Origin of the sequence: Pseudooceanicola sediminis, assembly GCF_003575965.1 — a bacterium.
GTDB classification, from domain to species: domain Bacteria; phylum Pseudomonadota; class Alphaproteobacteria; order Rhodobacterales; family Rhodobacteraceae; genus Pseudooceanicola; species Pseudooceanicola sediminis.
In genome coordinates this window covers 99,387-117,595 of sequence record NZ_QWJJ01000001.1, presented here as the reverse complement: position 1 = coordinate 117,595, position 18,209 = coordinate 99,387, and the positions used below count along the sequence as shown (strand labels likewise).

The window sequence follows — 18,209 nt, the reverse complement described above, 5'->3', positions numbered from 1 at the left end:
CGGGAGGGGCGGTTTCGCCCCTCCCAAAGGCCAACGGGGGACAGATAATGGCTATTGCCGGAGCGATCCTTTCGCGCCTGCTCAAGGCAGCGATCACACTTCTTGCCATTGCGATCCTGAACTTCTTTCTGATCCACGCAGCGCCCGGCGACCCGGCGACGGTGCTGGCGGGCGAAGCAGGGGCTGCTGATCCTCAGATGATCGCGGACCTCAAGGCCCGGTTCGGGTTGGACCAGCCCTTTTATGTTCAGCTGTTGCAGTATGTCGGAAACATCATGACGCTGGATCTGGGCTATTCCTTTCGGCAGGGTCAGCCGGTTCTGGACCTGATCCTGGAACGGCTGCCCGCGACGCTGATCCTTACGCTGACGGCGTTCTGGATTTCGCTGCTTGCGGGGGTGGCGCTTGGCGTCGCGGCCTCTGCAAGGGTCGGCAAGTTCACCGACAGTCTGATCACCGGTACGGCGCTGCTGTTTTACGCCACACCACTATATTGGGCGGCTCTGATGGCGGTGCTTGTGTTTTCAGTGCAGCTCGGCTGGTTGCCGGGGTTTGGCTATGAAACCGTTGGCAGCGGCTATGCCGGGCTGACACGGATATGGGATATTCTCCTGCACCTGATTTTGCCGGCGTTGACGCTGGGGCTGTTCTTCATGGCAGTCTACATGCGCATGACCCGCGCCTCGATGCTCGAAGTCGGTCAACAGGATTTCGTCAAGACTGCGCGCGCCAAGGGGTTGGCGCCGTCAATCATCCGGCGGCGGCATATCCTGCGCAACGCCCTGCTGCCCGTGGTCACGCTGGCCGGGCTTCAGGCGGGGCAACTGGTCGGCGGCGCGGTCTTGACGGAAACCGTGTTTGCCTGGCCAGGCATCGGGCGGCTGATGTTCGAAAGCCTTGCGGCGCGCGATTATAACACGATCCTCGGGGTCTTCCTCGTCTCTGCCGCAATGGTGATCGTGTTCAACATCATCACCGATCTGGTCTACCGGCTGATTGATCCGCGGATCGGGCAGAAGGCATAATCATGACATTCTGGAAACGTTTCATCTCTAATCGCGGTGCCTTGCTGGGGCTGGGCATCCTGATCGCCGTCCTGCTCGTCGCGCTTCTGGCTCCCCTGATTTATCCGCGCGGACCGTGGGCGATGGTGCAACGACCGTTCCTGGTGCCGTTCACCACGGATGGCCTGCCTCTCGGGACAGACACTCTGGGCCGCGATGTCCTTGCGGGATTGGTCTATGGCGCGCGCGTATCGCTGCTTGTCGGGCTGGTATCAACGGTCATGGCACTGCTCATCGGGGTGCCACTGGGGGCACTCGCAGGGTTCTATGGCAAGTGGGTGGACGAGGGAGCGATGCGTTTTACCGAGTTCTTCCAGACCATCCCGAACTTCGCGCTCGCCATCGTTCTCGTGGCCATCCTCGAACCATCCCTCACATCGATCACCATTGCGATTGCCATCGTGTCGTGGCCGCCGGTCGCGCGGCTGGTCCGGGCCGAGGTCATGTCGGTGACACGGCGGGAATATGTCGATGCGGCCCGCCTCGCTGGCTTGTCGAACATGCACATCCTGATCCGGCAGGTGCTGCCGAACACGGTCTCTCCGATCATCGTCATGGCCTCCTTGATGGTGGCGACGGCAATCCTGCTGGAAAGTTCGCTTTCGTTCCTCGGCCTCGGCGATCCCAACATCATGTCCTGGGGCTTTCAGATCGGCGCGGCGCGCACGGTGATCCGTTCGGCCTGGTGGCTTTCGTTCTTTCCGGGCGCTGCGATTGTGCTGACCGTCCTCGCGCTCAACCTGATCGGTGAGGGGTTGAACGATGCCCTCAACCCACATCTGTCACGGAAGGGGCGGTCATGAGCGTTCTGAAAATCACCGACCTGTCGATTGCCTTGCCGCAAGGCGCAGATCGCGCCTTTGCCGTTCAGGACTGCTCCTACCAGATCGCGGCAGGCGAAATCCTGTGTGTCGTCGGCGAATCCGGGTCAGGCAAATCGATGACGGCCAATGCCGTGATGGGGTTGCTGCCCGAAGGTGTCACCGTTGCAACTGGCACTGCCGAATTCGGTGGCAAGGATATCCTGACTGTGTCCGACGCCGAACAGCGTGCCCTGCGCGGTGATCGTATCGCCATGATCTTTCAGGAGCCGATGACGGCCCTGAACCCGCTCATGCGGATCGGCGATCAGATTGCCGAGGTTTTCGAAGCGCACAAACGCCACACCCCGGCCGAGAGGCGGGCAAAGGCGCTGGATCTGATCCGCGAAGTGCAGCTGCCCGATCCCGAAAAGATCATTCGCGCCTATCCGTTCCAGCTGTCCGGCGGGCAACGACAGCGTGCCATGATCGCCATGGCTCTCGCGCTTGAGCCGGAGCTGCTGATCGCGGACGAACCGACGACCGCGCTGGACGTGACGACGCAGGCCCAGATCCTCAAGCTGATCCTCGACCTGCGGGATCGCCGCGGCATGGCCGTGATGTTCATCACCCACGATTTTGGGGTTGTGGCCGAGATTGCCGACCGCGTCATCGTCATGCGATATGGCGAAATCGTTGAGCGTGGGACCGCCACCGAAGTGCTTGAGGCACCGCAACATGACTATACCAAGCGCCTGCTTGCCGCGATCCCTTCGGGTCTGGTGGCCGCCTCGAGCGAGGTGGCGAAAGCCCCGGCCCTGGAAATCCGAAACCTCGAAAAGACCTACCGCGTCGGCGGCGGCCTGTTCCGACAACCGCGCGAGGTGCGAGCGATCGACACGGTCTCGCTCTCGATCGCGCGTGGCGAAGTTCTTGGCCTGGTAGGAGAATCCGGATCGGGCAAGTCGACGCTTGGCAGAGCGGTCGTGCGTCTGGTCACGCCCGACGCGGGCGAGGTCATCGTCGGAGGCACCGATATGGCGGCGCTGACAGCGTCAGATCTTCGCGCCGCCCGCCACAAGGTGCAGATGGTTTTCCAGGACCCCTATGCCTCTCTCAATCCGCGCCACCGTGTCATGCGCGCCCTGACGGATGGTCCGATCGCAAAGGGTGTCGCCAAGGACAAGGCGCGCGCCCGCGCCCGCGAATTGATGGAAACGGTCGGCCTTGGCGCCGATGCAGTAGACCGCTTTCCACACGAATTCTCGGGCGGGCAAAGACAGCGGATCGGCATCGCCCGGGCGCTTGCGATGGACCCCGAGCTGATCATCGCGGACGAGGCCGTTTCGGCGCTGGATGTCTCGATCCAGGCGCAGGTTCTGGACCTTCTGCGCGACCTCAGGCTTCGCTTTGATCTGTCGATCCTGTTCATCACCCATGACCTTCGCGTCGCAGCCCAGCTTTGCGATCGGATCGCCGTCATGCAAAAAGGCAAGCTGGTCGAAATCGGGCCGGTGTCGGAGGTCTTTCTGAACCCTCAACACAGCTATACGCAAACCCTGCTTGCGGCGGTCCCCGGCGGTGGCTGGGGGCAGGCGGCGCAATGACGACAAGGCGGATGATCGGCGTGGCCACATGTTCGGTCCTCGACATGATGGGCTTTTTCGCGGGCCCCTTTGCCGAACATGCGCCCGAACTCATGCTGCTGCCACCGGATCAGGTCGACGATCCCGCAGCGGTCGATTTCGTGCTGACGTTCAAACCGGCAGATGATGCCTTTGCGCCTTATCCAAACCTTCGCGCAGTCTTTTCCGTCGGGGCGGGCATCGACGGTATCCTCGGCTGTCCATCCTTGCCCGATGTCCCGGTGTTTCGCGTCGAAGACCCGGACCAGGCGCTGCAAATGGCGGGGTTCGCGGCCTTTCACGTGCTCTGGCATCATCGCCGGATGGGTGATTTCCTCGCGGCACAAGCACGGCGCGACTGGGCGCGGCGCGTCGGAGATCAGAGCCCGACCTTGCGCCGCATCAGCGTTCTTGGGTTTGGCATGATGGGGCGGGCAATCGCCAAGTCTCTGCTTTCGCTCGGTTATCCGGTGACCGTCGTATCGCGCTCGGTCCCGATCGATCCGCTGGCAGGGGCGCGGCATATGACCTCGGACGCGTGGCATGAGGTTCTGTCCGAAACAGACATCCTGATTAACGTCCTGCCCCTGACCCCCGAAACCGATGGCATCCTTAACGCGGCAACCTTCGCCAGCCTTCCGTCGGGTGCCGCTCTGATCCAGATCGGGCGCGGTGCCCACCTGGTCGAGGCCGACCTGCTGTCGGCTCTCGACTCCGGCCAACTGTCCGGGGCGTCGCTTGACGTTTTCGAAACCGAACCTCTGCCGGACGAAAGCCCTCTCTGGCATCATCCCGGCGTGTTCGTGACGCCGCATGTCGCCAGCACGCCAAGGCACATTAGTGTGGTGCAAAACGTTCAGAGGGGCTTGGCCACGCTTTAGCGGGCCGCCAGAACCAAAGCCCCGAGGGCGTTCGAAGGAAGCGCAATGATCCGAACCGCCAGACCCAGCGACGAACCCGATATCCGCAGCTGCGCCGAACAGGCCTACGCGCGTTACGTCCCCCTGATGGGCCGGAAACCGGCACCGATGGTCGCCGATTTCGCATCGCAGATTGCCGCACGACATGTCCACGTCGCCACCAATAGCCAGGACGAAGTACAGGGCTTTATCGTGTTCTATGCCGAAGGCGATCACCTTCTGCTTGAAAACGTGGCGGTTTTTCCCAGTGCCACCGGTCGCGGTATCGGCAAGGATCTCGTCAGCTTTTGCGAAGTCTCGGCGCGCCGGCGGGGCCTTGGCTCGGTGCATCTTTATACCAATGAGAAGATGTCGGATAACCTCTCCATTTACCCTAGGCTCGGCTACGTCGAAGTGGACCGCCGCGTCGAAGATGGCTTTCACCGCGTTTATTTCGTGAAGGACGTTTCCTGAAACCCCTCGGGCTGCCAGCCGCCCGCGAAGCCGGATATTTATCGGTTTGCTTCGCGGCGCTCATGCTTTACATGAACCTCAACCCACAACCAACTGATATAAAAATATATTACCCAAAAAGAATGTCTTGAGACAACAGGCCGGTTGCGTGACAGTCGGCCGGGCGTGTCAGGACGGCAGCTTTATGTCGTATGTCACCCATGCCGTGCGGCTGGCCACACGATCATATAGCCCACGGCCGCGATAATTATCCTCGGCCGTGATCCAGCGCACAAGGCTGCAACCGCGTGCCTCGGCAATCTTGCGAACACCTTCGATCAGCGCATCTGCGGCACCGCTGCCACGTGCATCAGGCGAAACGAAAAGATCATCGAGAAACAATCCGGTCGAGGCGGCAAGCGGGCGGGCGTAGGGGCGAAAATGCGCCAGCCCGACCAGTTTTCCACCCGGACCTTGCGCCACCAGACCTTCGGATTCCTGCGCCGGATCGTGCAACCAGCCCCATACCTTGTCGCGCATTTCGCTGGTCTGCGGCACCTGGTAGAACGCGGCGTAGCCCGCATACAGATGATCCCATTGTTCACGATCGCCATCGCGCACGGGGCGGATTTCAAGGTCGGCATTGTCAGTCATCAATCTTGCCTTTCTTCGGGCTGTGTCAGGTATCTGGCGACGTCTGCAAACGGGCAGGCGGCCCTGGCGCAGGGCTCCGCACTACTGTCCGGTATGGCCAGAATGGTCTAGGGCGCGGACACCAGGTCGAACATGTCCTCGATCTCGGCGGCGCACACGGCACGGGAATACAGGAATCCCTGTCCCTCGTCGCAGCCCAGTTTCATCAACGCCTGTTCCTGCTCGCGCGTCTCGATCCCTTCGGCCACGATGCTTTTGCCAAAAGATCCGCCGAGGCCGATGATTGCACTGGCAATGGTCATGTCGCCTTCTGACATAGACACGAAACTGCGGTCGATTTTCAGGGTGTCGATCGGCAATTTGCGCAGATACGCAAGGTTGGAAAACCCGGTGCCGAAATCATCCAGCGACAGCTTGAAGCCCAGCTTCGACAGCTCTCGGATCTGCTCGCCGCATTCCTGTGTCGCCGTCGCCAGCATGGTCTCGGTAATCTCGAATTCGATACGCTTCGGCTCCAGATCATATTCCGCCAAGACGTCCGCGATTTCCCGCGACAGATCCGGTTGACGCAACCGCATCGGTGACATGTTGATCGCGACCAGAACATCGCGCAGGGGGCCATCCTGCCAGACCTTGCACTGCCGACATGCCTCGCGCAGCACCCACCGGCTCAGGTCGTGGATCAAGCCGGTATCCTCCGCGATCGAGATGAACTCATCAGGAAAGACCAGCTTGCCGTCGATGCGCAGCCGCACCAGCGCCTCGACCCCGGTGATCCTGCCGTCTTTCAGCGAAATCCGCGGTTGGTAGTGAAGTTCAAGCGCGTTCGATTGCAGCGCCTCGCGCAGTTGGGCCTCCTGGCGGGCGCGTTCGCGTGTCAGGATATTCAGCCCCTCGTGGTGAAAGGCAAATCCATTTCGCCCGGTGCGTTTCACCTCGTACAGCGCCGCATCGGCTGCGGCCACAAGGCTGCTGGCATCCTGACCATCCTCGGGGAACATGCCGATACCGACGCTGAGACCGACATCGACACGTCCCAACGACGATTTGAGATGGATGGGCGTGCGGGCGCTTTCCACGATCCGGCTGGCCACCAGGCGGGCGTCACGTTCGGATGTGACATCCGGCATCAGGATGGCAAATTCATCACCGGCCCAGCGACAGACCGTATCGCCGTCGCGCACGCTCCGCTTCAATCTATGGGCCAGTTCCTGCAAAACCTCATCGCCGGCAGCATGACCATGGGCATCGTTGATGGATTTGAACCGGTCGAGGTCACAGAACAAGATCGCGCAATTCTTGCCATCGCGACGGTTGGCGCGCAGCGTCATCGACAGACGATCCTTGAACAACGCACGGTTCGGCAATTCGGTCAGCATGTCGTGATGGGCCAGAAATTCCAGCTTGATCGCCATCGCGCGCTGATGGGAAACGTCGTGAAACACCAAAACGCCCCCAACCACATTGCCAGCCCGATCGCGGATCGGCGCGGCGGAATCCTCAACCGGCAGGCGCACGCCGTCCTTGCTGATCAGCACCGAATTGGCCTGAAGCGCCACGATCCGTCCGGTTTCCAGCGCTTCGGCCATGGGGCAGGGCACCGGGAAATCGTCGGGGTCACGCACGTTGAAGATGGTCGAGATCGGCTTGCCCGCGGCGTCTTCGTTGCTCCATCCCGTCAGGCCCTGGGCCACGGGGTTCAGATAGACGACGCCACCGCTCGGGTCGCAGGTGATAACGCCGTCCCCGATGGATCGAAGCGTGACTTCGGCCATCTCATGTTCGCGAAACAGCCGATCCTCGGCATGTTTGCGCGGGGAAATATCCTGAATCTGGGACACGAAGTGCAGTGGCGTGCCATCCGCGCTACGCACCACGGACACGCTCAGAATGGCATAGATGGTCGCGTCAGCCTTGGAGATATAGCGTTTCTCCATCGTATAGGAGTCGCGCGTGCCATCGTTCAGCTGGGTCAGACTTTGCAGGTCCGCCTCCAGATCGTCAGGGTGCGTCAGCTCCTGGAAATCGCCCTCGAGCAATTCCTGCGACGTATACCCCAGCATTTCGCAGAGCGATTTGTTGACCGACAGGAATTTCCCGTCCGGCGCAACGATGGCCATGCCGATCGCGGCATGCTGAAACGCCCCCTTGAAGCGTTCGCGCAGCGTATTGGCCTCGGTTTCAGAGTGCCGTTGATCCGTTATGTCGACCAGGAAAATATGAATCCCGACGACGTCGCCAGTGTCGTCATGTTCGGGAACATAGCGCGCAACCGAGGTGCGCACCCCCTCGGGGTGTTGCAGAGTGCGTTCGTACTCGACCACGTGTCCGCCAAGCGCCTGTTGCAGGGATGGCGAAACGGAGGCGAGCATTTCCGCGCTCATGAACTGCCTCAGGGGCTGACCGACCAGGCTGCGCCCCGGCATGGCAAACCAATTGGCCGCGGCCTCGTTATGGCGCTGGACGATCATGTCGCCATCAACGAATCCATAGGCGAACGGCCCCTTGATCAGGGCATTCTCCAGGGCCTTGTGCGTTGCAGTCCCGTGCATTCCTTGCTCGCTTTCTGCAGTTGCGTGCGCGTCTCTCCTCAGTCCACACCCAATTACAGCGATATGCCAGCAAAAACATACCGCTGCGCCGGCGCGATGCGACGAAAAATCTGGTGTCAGCGCCTCATCCCAGCCACGTCGGGCCATGGTAAGACGCGTTTTTCGCGCCCTTTGCACGTGCCGCGCAATCACTCTGACGCCCCAGGAAATACTGGCTCTGGCGGGCTGGCCACGAAATGCTGGGGCAGGGCGGCACATAACTGCCAGCATCCGCACGCGAGACTGCGCGCTTGACGTCACCGCGCTGCGTCCGGGCATCGGCAAAGATCAGCTTGTCGCGCCGACGTGCTGCCCCATCTAGTCTCGCACCTGCATATCCATCGCATCGATGCCCCAAACAACAGGACCTCCATGTCTCTTCGCGCTGCTTTTCTGAACCTCACCAAACGGGTCGAGGTTATCACCCTGGTCGTCATCGTCGTCATCGGGGGTGCGCTCTGGGCGTTTGTCGCGCTGGCGGCCGAAATGATCGAAGGGGATCTGCACGCTTTTGACCAGGCCGTTCTGCTGGCGTTGCGCACTCCGGGCGATCTGAACAATCCCATCGGCGGCTCGCAGGTCGAAGTCGCGATGCGCGATCTGACCGCACTTGGCGGCGTCACGGTTCTGACGCTGATTTCGCTCAGCGTGCTGGTGTTCCTGGTGTTGAACCGCCAGCGCGCGTCGGCCGTTTTCCTGGGCATCGCAATCATCGGCGGACAGGCCTTGTCGCACCTGGCCAAGCTGGGCTTTTCACGTCCGCGGCCCGATCTGGTGCCGCACGGTGTCGAGGTTGCCACCGCATCCTTTCCCTCAGGCCACTCGATGATGGCGGCGGTGACCTATCTGACGCTGGCCGTGATGCTGGCGCGGTCGGAAACACAGCTGGGCATTCGCGCGTTCTACATCACGGTGGCCGCGGTGCTTGCCATGCTGGTCGGGATCAGCCGGGTCTACCTGGGCGTTCACTGGCCGTCGGATGTCCTGGCGGGCTGGACGTTGGGCGCGGCCTGGGCATTGGGCGTCTGGTTGCTGGCACGTCGCATGGGGCGTCACGGCCAGATCGAACCGGACAAGCGGGGCGATACCTGACATACGGATCATGTGCTTTACCCATTCAAATCAGTGCTCTGCACGGTAAACCGCATGTGTCACCTAAAGGGACCAACAACCGCCAGCCACGCTGTTTGAACAGGAAAACCTACGGTTTACAGCAAACGCCATAGCTCAATAATTTACATAATACCGATTATAAGAAATATGGCAGTGGCGGTACGGGGGCAATATCCACCCCCGCATCGCAAGACTTAGCCAAGCGCATATCCCGCGCCACGTACCGTCCGCAGCGGATCGTCGCCACCGTGCGTACAAAGCGCCTTGCGCAGCCGGCCGATGTGCACATCCACCGTACGCGTATCGACGTAGATGTCTCGTCCCCACACACGGTCGAGCAGCTGTTCGCGCGACCAAACCCGACCGGGCTTTTCCATGAAGGTCGACAGCAGACGAAATTCCGTCGGCCCCAGCTTCAGCTCCTGCCCGCTGCGCATGACGCGATGTGTCTCGGCGTCCAGCAGGATATCCTCGTACTCCAGGCGCTCTCCCATCGACGCAGGCCGCGTGCGGCGCAGTTGTGCGCGCACCCGCGCCATCAGCTCGATCACCGAATACGGCTTGACCACATAGTCATCCGCGCCGGTTTCCAGCCCCCGCACCCGGTCGAATTCTTCAGAGCGCGCCGACAACATGATGATCGGCACGCCGCGGGTCTCGGCACGCATCTTCAACTGGCGGCAGACCTCGATGCCCGACAGGTTCGGCAGCATCCAATCCAGAACGATGATGTCCGGTGCCACCTCCTGCACCAGCAGCATCGCCTCTTCGCCATTCTCGGCGCGGCTCACCTTGAAGCCTTCGGCCTCGAGATTGTAGGCAAGCACTTCACGCTGCGCGGGTTCGTCTTCGACAACAAGGACCGTGGGTTGCTGGTCGGCGGCCATGTTACTTGTCTCCGCTCATCGGTTGCGGTGGCGCAACATTGGGATCGACCGAGGTATTGTCCTGTTTCGGGCGCGCGTCTTCGGGCGGCAGACCGGTGACAAGATAGATCACCTGCTCCGCGACCGACGTGACGTGATCGCCCATGCGTTCGGTGTTCTTGGCCATGAAATGCAGATGCATGCAGGCCGTGATGTTGCGCGGGTCTTCCATCATGAAAGTCAGGAATTCTCGGAACAGCGCATTGTACATCTGGTCGACATCGCGGTCGCGGTTGATCACGTCCTGGGCAAGGTCGGCGTCACGCTGAATATAGGCATCCAGCGCATCACGCAGCATCCCCTCGACCTCGCGCGCCATGCGGCGCAGCGCGGAATGGGCCCCGGTGATCGGTTGCATCTGCACCAGCACCGAGGTGCGCTTGGCCATGTTCTTGGCATAATCGCCGATACGTTCAAGGTTGCCGGCGATCTTCATGATCGACAGAACGATGCGCAGGTCGCCCGCCGTCGGCGCGCGCAGCGCGATGATGCGGGCCGCGTCTTCCTGAATGATCTCTTCCAGCTCGTCGATGACCTTGTCACCGGCGCGCACCTTTTCGGCCATTTCCTCGTCACGGTTTTCCAGCGCCTGGCTGGCGTCGAAAATGGCCTGCTCGACCAGACCGCCCATTTTCATGATCTTGGCCTGAACGGCTTCAAGATCGCGGTCATATGCGCTCGCGATATGCTGTGCCATGGATATTGGCTCCTGTTGAATGCGGGCTTAGCCGATACGGCCGGTGATATAGCTCTCGGTGCGGGGATCGACCGGGTTGGTAAAGATCTGGCTGGTGTCGCCATATTCAACCAGGTTGCCGAGATGGAAGAACGCGGTCTTCTGGCTGACCCGGGCCGCCTGCTGCATCGAGTGGGTGACGATCACCACCGAATAATCCTCGCGCAGCTCGTCGATCAACTCCTCGACCTGCCCCGTGGCGATGGGGTCCAGTGCCGAACAAGGTTCGTCCATCAGCAGCACTTCGGGTTCGGTCGCCACGGCGCGCGCGATGCACAGACGCTGCTGCTGACCGCCCGACAGGCCGGTGCCCGGCGCATGCAGTCGGTCCTTGACCTCGTCCCAGATGGCCCCGCGACGCAGCGCGGTTTCGACGATCTGATCCAGATCCGCCTTGCTTTTCGACATGCCGTGGATGCGCGGCCCATAGGCCACGTTGTCATAGATCGACTTGGGGAACGGGTTCGGCTTCTGGAACACCATGCCGACCTTGGCCCGCAACTGCACCGGATCGACGCGCGGATCATAGATGTTTTCGCCATCCAACAGGATATTGCCCTGCACGCGGCAGATGTCGATGGTGTCGTTCATCCGGTTCAGGGTGCGCAGAAAGGTCGACTTTCCGCAGCCCGACGGCCCGATGAAGGCGGTGACGGTCTTGTCCTGGATCTGTACGCTGACGTCCTTGATGGCGTGGGTTTCGCCATAATAGACCTGCACGTTATCCGCGGCGATCTTGATGTTCTTGGTGTTCAATTTGGTCTCCAGGGTGGGCGAGTCGTACATGGTTCTTCCCCCTTGCTTACCAGCGACGCTCAAACCGGCGGCGCAGAATGATGGCGATGATGTTCATGGTCATGAGGAATACCAGCAGGATGATGATACCGCCCCAGGCGCGTTCGTAATAGGCCGGGTCCGCCCGTTTTGCCCATTCATAGATCTGGGCAGGCATGGCCGAGTTCGGATCGAGGAACCCGGACGCGATCCCGTCAGGATAGTTCGAGGCGATATAGCCCACCATCCCGATCAGCAGCAGCGGCGCGGTTTCGCCCAAAGCCTGCGCCAGACCAAGGATCGTCCCCGTCAGGATGCCGGGCATGGCCAGCGGCAGCACATGGTGGAACACCGATTGCATTTTCGACGCCCCTACCCCCAAGGCCGCATCGCGGATCGACGGCGGCACCGCCTTCAGCGACGCGCGGGTCGAGATGATGATGGTCGGCAATGTCATCAGCGTCAGCACCAGACCACCGACCAGCGGTGCGGATTGCGGCAGCTCGATGAACTGGATGAAGACCGCCAGCCCCAGGATACCAAAGACGATCGACGGCACGGCCGCCAGGTTCGAGATATTCACCTCGATGATATCGGTGAACCAGTTTTTCGGTGCGAACTCCTCAAGGTAGACGGATGCGGCGACGCCGATCGGCAGCGACAGCACCAGCACCACCAGCATCATGAACAGCGACCCCAGCATCGACACGCCGATCCCGGCCTGTTCGGGGCGGCTCTCCGACGCGTCGGCGCCCAGGATGAAGTCCCAGTTGAACCGGCGTTTCAGCACGCCCGCCTCTTTCATCTGGTCCGCGACATCCAGATGCTCGGCATCCAGGTTCTTGTCGTTAAGCAGGGCCACCCGTGTGACCCGGCCCTTTTCGTACCCATCCACCCGGGACGAGGCGAGCACTTCGAACGTGACGGTTTTCCCGATGTCGTCCGGATGTGTCAGCACGTAATCACGGATCTGCGCCGCAGCGGAGGACGAGATCAGCTTGCTCAGCTCACTGGCCTTCTCGAAGGGCGAGGCGATCCCGGCATCACTCAGCGTCGTTTCCAGCGCAGAGTTGATCAACCCGCCATAGCCAAAGGTCGTGACCTTCTTGATCTCTTCGATATCGCGGTTGCCGCTCTTGTCCAGCTTGGCTTCGCTCAGCGTGACGGGCAGCTCGATAAAGGTCTGGGTAAAGGCCGGCACGCCGTTGCGCACGATGGTGAACAGCAGCACCAGCAGAAAGATCAGCCCGATACCGACCGCCGCCATGCCATAGGCACGAAAGCGTTTTTCGGCGGCGTTGCGGCGGCGGGTGCCCTTGTCCAGTTCCAGAAGAGAGCCTGAGGTGTTGGGGCGCGGTTTCGCGGCAGGACCGGAAATGCTTGCGTCGGTCATTCGTATTGCTCCCGGTATTTGCGCACGATCCAGAGTGCAAAGATATTCAGGCCCAGCGTGATCACGAACAGCGTCATGCCCAGGGCAAACGCGACCAGCGCTTCGGGTGACGCGAAATCGGCGTCCCCCGTCAGCTGGCTGACGATCTTGGCGGTCACGGTGGTCATCGCGTCAAAGGGGTTCATCGACAGGCGGGCGGCGGCCCCTGCCCCCAGAACCACGATCATCGTCTCGCCGATTGCGCGCGATGCGGCCAGCAGGATGGCCCCCACGATGCCCGGCAGGGCGGCCGGCAGCACGACCTGCTTGATGGTTTCGGATTTCGTGGCGCCAAGGCCCAGCGATCCGTCGCGCAGGCTCTGGGGCACCGAGTTGATGATGTCATCCGACAACGAACTGACGAAGGGGATCAGCATGACGCCCATGACCAGACCGGCCGTCATCACCGCCGTGCCGCCCTGCATCCAGCCCAGGCCCCCGTTGGGGCCGAACACCGCCATCAGGCCGGGCCCGACCGTCAGCAGCGCGAACAGGCCGTAGACGATGGTGGGAATGCCCGCCAGGATCTCCAGCAGCGGTTTTGCCATGCTGCGCACCTTTGGCGAGGCATATTCGCTGGTGTAGATGGCCGCGAACAACCCGATGGGCACCGCCACCGCCAGCGCGATCAGCGAGATATAGAAGGTTCCCCAGAACAACGGCAGGATACCCAGCTGCGATCCGCCGCCAAAAGAGGGGCTCCAGGTCGTGCCGAAAAAGAAATCCAGCGCCGGGTACAGCTTGAAGAATTCGATGGTGTTGAACACCAGCGACAGCACGATGCCCACGGTCGTCAGGATCGCAAGCGAGGCGGCCAGGATCAGCAGCGACAGGATCACCCGTTCGACCGCGTTGCGGGCGCGGAAATCACGGTTGGTCTTGATGACTGCAAAGCCGAGGCCGGCCAGCGCCAGGGCCAGAACGGCGATGCTGCGAAAGATGTCGCCCGTGGCACTCAGCGCGCGATAGCGCTTGGCGGCGTCCAGCGTCTGCGTCGACACGTCCGAGCCGAGCGCGACGCCGACACTGGCCAGAATGGCGCGGATATCGCTGGTGTCGGTGTCCAGATCCAGCGCCTGCTGGGCGCCAAGGGCTCCGTAGTCGACCGCGAAATCCAGCCCGCTGGCGATGCGATGCACATCCGACATCAGCAGGTTCAGCTCGCCCTGGTTCTGATAGCTCGCCTCGGGGATCAGGGTCTGGACATGACGTTCGATCAGGATCGGCTGAACGACCAGCCACAGCCCGAACAACAGCAGCGACGGCACCGCGACATACAGCGCGACATGGCTGCCGTAATAAGAAGGAAGAGAATGCAGATTGCGGCTGTCGCCACTGGCCGAAGCAAGGGCGCGGCTGCGTCCCAGTACGTACCCGATGGCAGCGATCGCCAGAACAATCAGGAAAATCCAGGTGGCCGGCATGTGGTACTCTCTGGAATGGTCTTGTCAGGGTCTTGCCACAGCGAAATCGTTCCGGTGTGGTGCGGGGTCGGGCAGCGCGCGGATCACGCGCCGCCCGGGGTCGTCAGGCTTACATGTTTGCGCCCATGGTCTCTTCGTCGGCAACCATCGACTGGGTGTCTGCCAGCTCGGGGTCGGACACAAGGCCATATTCGGACAGCGGGCCATCGGGGCCTGCGATGTCGTCGGACACGAAGAATTCAGCGTATTCCTTCAGGCCGGGGATGACGCCGATGTGGGCTTTCTTGATGTAGAAATACAGCGGGCGCGACACGGGGTATTCACCCGAAGCGATGGTCTCGGTCGAAGGTGCGATACCCGACATCGTGGCCACTTTCAGCTTGTCGGTGTTGTTTTCGTAGAACGCCAGGCCAAAGACGCCCAGACCGTGCGGGTTGCTGTCGATGCGCGCCAGGGTCTCGGTGTAGTCGCCGTCGATGTCGACCGATTTGCCGTCGGTGCGGACGGCCTTGCAGGCGTCTTCTGCGGCGTCGTCATCCAGGCCCGCGGCTTTCATCTCTTCCATCGCGCCGGAATCTTCGCAGCCCTGGATCAGGACTTTTTCTTCGAACACTTCACGGGTGCCGTGCTTGGTGCCCGGAATGAAGGCCATGATCTCTTCGGCGGGCAGATCGGGGTTCACGTCGGCCCAGGTCATGTTGGGGTTGGCAACCATCTTGCCGTCGACAGGCAGCTCGGCGGCCAGCGCCTTGAACCAGTCGGACGGCTCGAACGCGGTGAATTCCGGGCCATTCAGCTGGCTGGCGAAGACGATGCCGTCATAACCGATGCGCACCTGGATGATGTCGGTCACGCCAGCGTCGGCGCAGGCCTTGATCTCTTTGTCCTTGATGGCGCGCGATGCGTTGGCGATGTCGATGGTGTTTTCGCCGACGCCTTCGCAAAAGCGTTTCAGGCCTGAGGACGACCCGCCCGATTCAACAACGGGGGTCGGGAAATCAAAGTTCTCGCCGAAGGCTTCGGCGACGATCGAGGCATAGGGCAGCACGGTCGACGACCCTGCGATCTGAATCTGGTCGCGCGCCATGGCGCCGGTTGCGGAAACGGCTGCGAGCGCAAGTGCCGATGCGGTCAGTTTCATGAAGGACATGGAAAGCTCCTGTTGTCTTGGTCTGGCCGCCATCCCCGGCAGCCTCGACGCCCCTGCTAGGCGCTGGTCGCGATGCTTTTGTGACACGGATGTAACATCTTCATGACAGCGTGGAAATTAAACGGCTTTCGCACTTGGGAATGCCCGGCCAGCCACGCGCACATGGCCGACCGCGACGTCACGACAAGCCCCTTTGTAACAAGGCGTTAACGCTTGTGTCACAGTCACGCCGGGGTCAGCTGACGGGCAAGACGACCCGCACGGATGTCCCCTGCCCCATTTTCGAAGAAATCCGCATCCGCCCCCGATGCCGGTTCACGATATGCTTCACGATCGCCAATCCCAGCCCTGTTCCGCCCATTTCCCGCGACCGATGAGAATCAACCCGATAGAATCGCTCGGTCAGCCGCGGCAGGTGAACATCCTCGATTCCCGGTCCCTGATCGCTGACCGTCAGGGCCACGCCGGGGCCGCGCAATTCGGGCATCTCGGCGCGCGCCGACAGCGACATGGTCACCTGCTTGCCGCTGCCGCCATACTTGATCGCGTTTTCGACAAGATTGTTCAGCACCTGGCGCAGCTGATCGGAATCGCCCTGCACGAAAATGCCCTCCTGCTCGGCGGTCACGACCAGATCGACATCGGCGGCGCGCGCCAGCGGGGCCAGCGCGTTCTGCACCGACTGCATCAGCGCGTGCATGTCGACCCGCTCGGTCGGGCGCATCCGCGCCTCGCCTTCGACCTGGCTCAGCGACAGCAGATCCTTGACCAGCCGTTCCATCCGGCCCGCCTCGTTCGCCATGATCCCCAGGAACCGCTCGCGCGCCGCCGCGTCGTCCTTTGCCGGCCCCAGCAGCGTCTCGATGAACCCGATCAGCGCGGTCAGCGGCGTGCGCAGCTCGTGACTGACATTGGCGACGAAATCGCGCCGCATGACCTCGGCCTTCTCCAGCATGGTGATGTCCTGAAAGCACACCACCACCCCCTGCCCCAGCGGCGAATCCACGTAGGAACAGCTGACCTCGTAGTTGGTTTCCTGTCCGCGCCGCGTCGCAAGATAGCGCGTCTGGTGGGGCTGGCGGTCCTGCAGGCAGGATTCCACCGCGTCCAGCACCGCAGGCTGGCGAATGACGGTAATGAAATGCCGCCCCGTGATGCCGGGGCCGAACAGCGTCGCCGTGCGTGCATTGGCCGCGATGATCCGCTCGCCACGTCCCACCAGCATCGCCGGCAGCGGGATCGCGCTCAGCAGCGCAGTAAGAGAGGCATCCGTCATGGCGGGCGCTGTCCTGTCTTGGAAAGGGGGATCAGAGGGCGGTCAGGCCGTCGCGAAACCGCCGCATGTTCTGCTGGTAATGCAGCGCCGAGGCCTGCAAGCGCTGTTCCCACTCCGCCCCGAGCGATTTGACCACCCGACCGGGCGCCCCCAGCACCATGGCGTTGTCGGGTATCTCGGTGCCCTCGGTCACCAATGCCCCCGCCCCGATGACGCAGTTGCGGCCGATCCGCACCCCGTTCAGCACCGTCGCGCCCATGCCGATCAGGCTGTTGTCGCCAATGGTGCAGCCGTGCAGCATCGCCTTGTGGCCAATGGTGCAATTGACCCCGATGGTCAGCGGATACCCGATATCCGTGTGCATCACCGTGTTTTCCTGCACATTGCTGCCCGCGCCGATATGGATCACCTCGTTGTCGCCGCGCAGGGTGCTGCCGAACCAGACCGATGTGCCGCTCTCCAGCACCACCCGACCGATCACGTTGGCGTCCGGTGCGATCCAGACGTCGCCATCCTCGGGCAACTGCGGGGCGTGACCGTCCAGGGCATACAGCGTCATTGGCTTTCCTCGAATTCCGTATTCAGCCGCCGCACCAGGTCGACGACACCGGGTTGTTGTGACAGGCGCATCCGCTCGGCGGAAATGATCGTGCGCAGGCGGTCTTCGCTCTCCTCCAGATCATCGTTGATCAGCACATAGTCATATTCCGGCCAATGGCTGATCTCGTCACGGCTTTTCTGCATCCGCTGCGCGATCACGTCGGGTTCGTCCTGCGCGCGGGTGATCAGCCGCCGTTCCAGCTCTGCCATGCTGGGGGGCAGGATGAAGATCGACAGCACATGCTTGCCCAGGGCCGAGTTGCGGATCTGCTGCCCACCCTGCCAGTCGATGTCGAACAGCAGGTCGCGCCCGGCATTGATCGCCGCCTCGACCGGGCCGCGCGGACTGCCGTAGGAATTGCCGAACACCGTGGCATGTTCCAGCATCTGGTCGCGTGCCACCATGTCCGCGAACTCTTCGTGGCTATGGAAATAGTATTCCCGTCCGTGCTCTTCACCGACACGCGGCGCGCGCGTCGTGGCCGACACCGAAAACCGGATGTCCCTGTCCCAGGCCAGCAGCCGTTTCGACAGGGTCGACTTGCCCGCACCCGAAGGCGAGGACAGGATGATCAGAAGGCCGCGCCTTTGGCTCATGTCACAGGTTCCGCTTGGTTCATTTCCCCGCAGGGTTTTGCAGCTTTTGCCGCGCTGGGCAATGGCCGCCCCCCTAAAACGCCCCCCAAGCCGTC

17 protein-coding genes are annotated in these 18,209 nt (G+C 62.0%); 6 read left to right on the top strand and 11 right to left on the bottom strand.

Going from position 1 to position 18,209, the window contains the following annotated elements; translation table 11 throughout:
- Window positions 1–47 precede the first annotated feature (47 nt).
- The 5 genes from DL237_RS00500 to DL237_RS00480 are packed head-to-tail and all read left to right on the top strand — an operon-like array spanning window position 48 to window position 4,862.
- Window positions 48–1,025: an ABC transporter permease gene (locus tag DL237_RS00500; protein WP_119397060.1), complete on the top strand. Its 978-nt coding sequence runs from the start codon at window positions 48–50 to the stop codon at window positions 1,023–1,025.
- A gap of 2 nt (window positions 1,026–1,027) precedes the next feature.
- On the top strand, window positions 1,028–1,867 hold the full coding sequence (locus tag DL237_RS00495; protein ID WP_119397059.1) for an ABC transporter permease: 840 nt from the start codon (window positions 1,028–1,030) through the stop codon (window positions 1,865–1,867).
- Window positions 1,864–3,471 (top strand): ABC transporter ATP-binding protein, encoded by a 1,608-nt coding sequence (locus DL237_RS00490; protein ID WP_119397058.1) that lies wholly within the window; start codon window positions 1,864–1,866, stop codon window positions 3,469–3,471. Before DL237_RS00495 ends, DL237_RS00490 begins: the two co-directional genes overlap by 4 nt.
- On the top strand, window positions 3,468–4,370 hold the full coding sequence (locus tag DL237_RS00485) for a 2-hydroxyacid dehydrogenase (protein ID WP_233544808.1): 903 nt from the start codon (window positions 3,468–3,470) through the stop codon (window positions 4,368–4,370). The genes DL237_RS00490 and DL237_RS00485 overlap by 4 nt, the downstream gene beginning before the upstream one ends.
- A 45-nt stretch (window positions 4,371–4,415) precedes the next feature.
- Window positions 4,416–4,862: a GNAT family N-acetyltransferase gene (locus tag DL237_RS00480; RefSeq protein ID WP_119397056.1), complete on the top strand. Its 447-nt coding sequence runs from the start codon at window positions 4,416–4,418 to the stop codon at window positions 4,860–4,862.
- Between the two features lie 168 nt (window positions 4,863–5,030).
- On the opposite strand, the gene DL237_RS00475 is transcribed toward DL237_RS00480, so the two are convergent.
- Both DL237_RS00475 and DL237_RS00470 read right to left on the bottom strand, forming a co-directional pair.
- Complete coding sequence (locus DL237_RS00475) at window positions 5,031–5,495, bottom strand: GNAT family N-acetyltransferase (protein ID WP_119397055.1); 465 nt, start codon at window positions 5,493–5,495, stop codon at window positions 5,031–5,033.
- A gap of 107 nt (window positions 5,496–5,602) precedes the next feature.
- Window positions 5,603–8,047, bottom strand: a complete 2,445-nt coding sequence (locus DL237_RS00470; RefSeq protein WP_158585568.1) for a sensor domain-containing protein — start codon at window positions 8,045–8,047, stop codon at window positions 5,603–5,605.
- A 411-nt stretch (window positions 8,048–8,458) separates the two neighbouring features.
- Between DL237_RS00470 and DL237_RS00465 the strand changes: the two genes are divergently transcribed.
- On the top strand, window positions 8,459–9,178 hold the full coding sequence (locus DL237_RS00465) for a phosphatase PAP2 family protein (RefSeq protein WP_119397053.1): 720 nt from the start codon (window positions 8,459–8,461) through the stop codon (window positions 9,176–9,178).
- Between the two features lie 215 nt (window positions 9,179–9,393).
- Here the strand turns inward: DL237_RS00465 and phoB are convergent, their stop codons facing one another.
- The 9 genes from phoB to gmk all read right to left on the bottom strand — a co-directional run bounded on the left by phoB (window position 9,394) and on the right by gmk (window position 18,114).
- Window positions 9,394–10,086 carry a phosphate regulon transcriptional regulator PhoB gene (phoB, locus tag DL237_RS00460; RefSeq protein ID WP_119397052.1) on the bottom strand — a complete coding sequence of 231 codons (693 nt, stop codon included), beginning with the start codon at window positions 10,084–10,086 and terminating at the stop codon, window positions 9,394–9,396.
- Window position 10,087: 1 nt separating this feature from the next.
- Window positions 10,088–10,822 (bottom strand): phosphate signaling complex protein PhoU, encoded by a 735-nt coding sequence (gene phoU / locus DL237_RS00455; protein WP_119397051.1) that lies wholly within the window; start codon window positions 10,820–10,822, stop codon window positions 10,088–10,090.
- 27 nt (window positions 10,823–10,849) lie between these two features.
- Entirely contained in the window at window positions 10,850–11,647 is a 798-nt protein-coding gene (pstB, locus tag DL237_RS00450; RefSeq protein WP_119397050.1) for a phosphate ABC transporter ATP-binding protein PstB, read from the bottom strand.
- 16 nt (window positions 11,648–11,663) lie between these two features.
- Window positions 11,664–13,028, bottom strand: a complete 1,365-nt coding sequence (gene pstA / locus DL237_RS00445; protein ID WP_119397049.1) for a phosphate ABC transporter permease PstA — start codon at window positions 13,026–13,028, stop codon at window positions 11,664–11,666.
- Window positions 13,025–14,491: a phosphate ABC transporter permease subunit PstC gene (pstC, locus tag DL237_RS00440; protein WP_119397048.1), complete on the bottom strand. Its 1,467-nt coding sequence runs from the start codon at window positions 14,489–14,491 to the stop codon at window positions 13,025–13,027. The genes pstA and pstC overlap by 4 nt, the downstream gene beginning before the upstream one ends.
- A 109-nt stretch (window positions 14,492–14,600) precedes the next feature.
- Entirely contained in the window at window positions 14,601–15,641 is a 1,041-nt protein-coding gene (locus DL237_RS00435; protein WP_119397047.1) for a substrate-binding domain-containing protein, read from the bottom strand.
- A gap of 235 nt (window positions 15,642–15,876) precedes the next feature.
- On the bottom strand, window positions 15,877–16,917 hold the full coding sequence (locus DL237_RS00430; RefSeq protein WP_119397046.1) for a sensor histidine kinase: 1,041 nt from the start codon (window positions 16,915–16,917) through the stop codon (window positions 15,877–15,879).
- A 31-nt stretch (window positions 16,918–16,948) separates the two neighbouring features.
- Entirely contained in the window at window positions 16,949–17,476 is a 528-nt protein-coding gene (locus DL237_RS00425) for a gamma carbonic anhydrase family protein (RefSeq protein ID WP_119397045.1), read from the bottom strand.
- Window positions 17,473–18,114, bottom strand: coding sequence for a guanylate kinase (gene gmk / locus DL237_RS00420; protein ID WP_119397044.1), 642 nt, complete (start codon window positions 18,112–18,114; stop codon window positions 17,473–17,475). Before gmk ends, DL237_RS00425 begins: the two co-directional genes overlap by 4 nt.
- Between the last annotated feature and the right edge of the window lie 95 nt (window positions 18,115–18,209).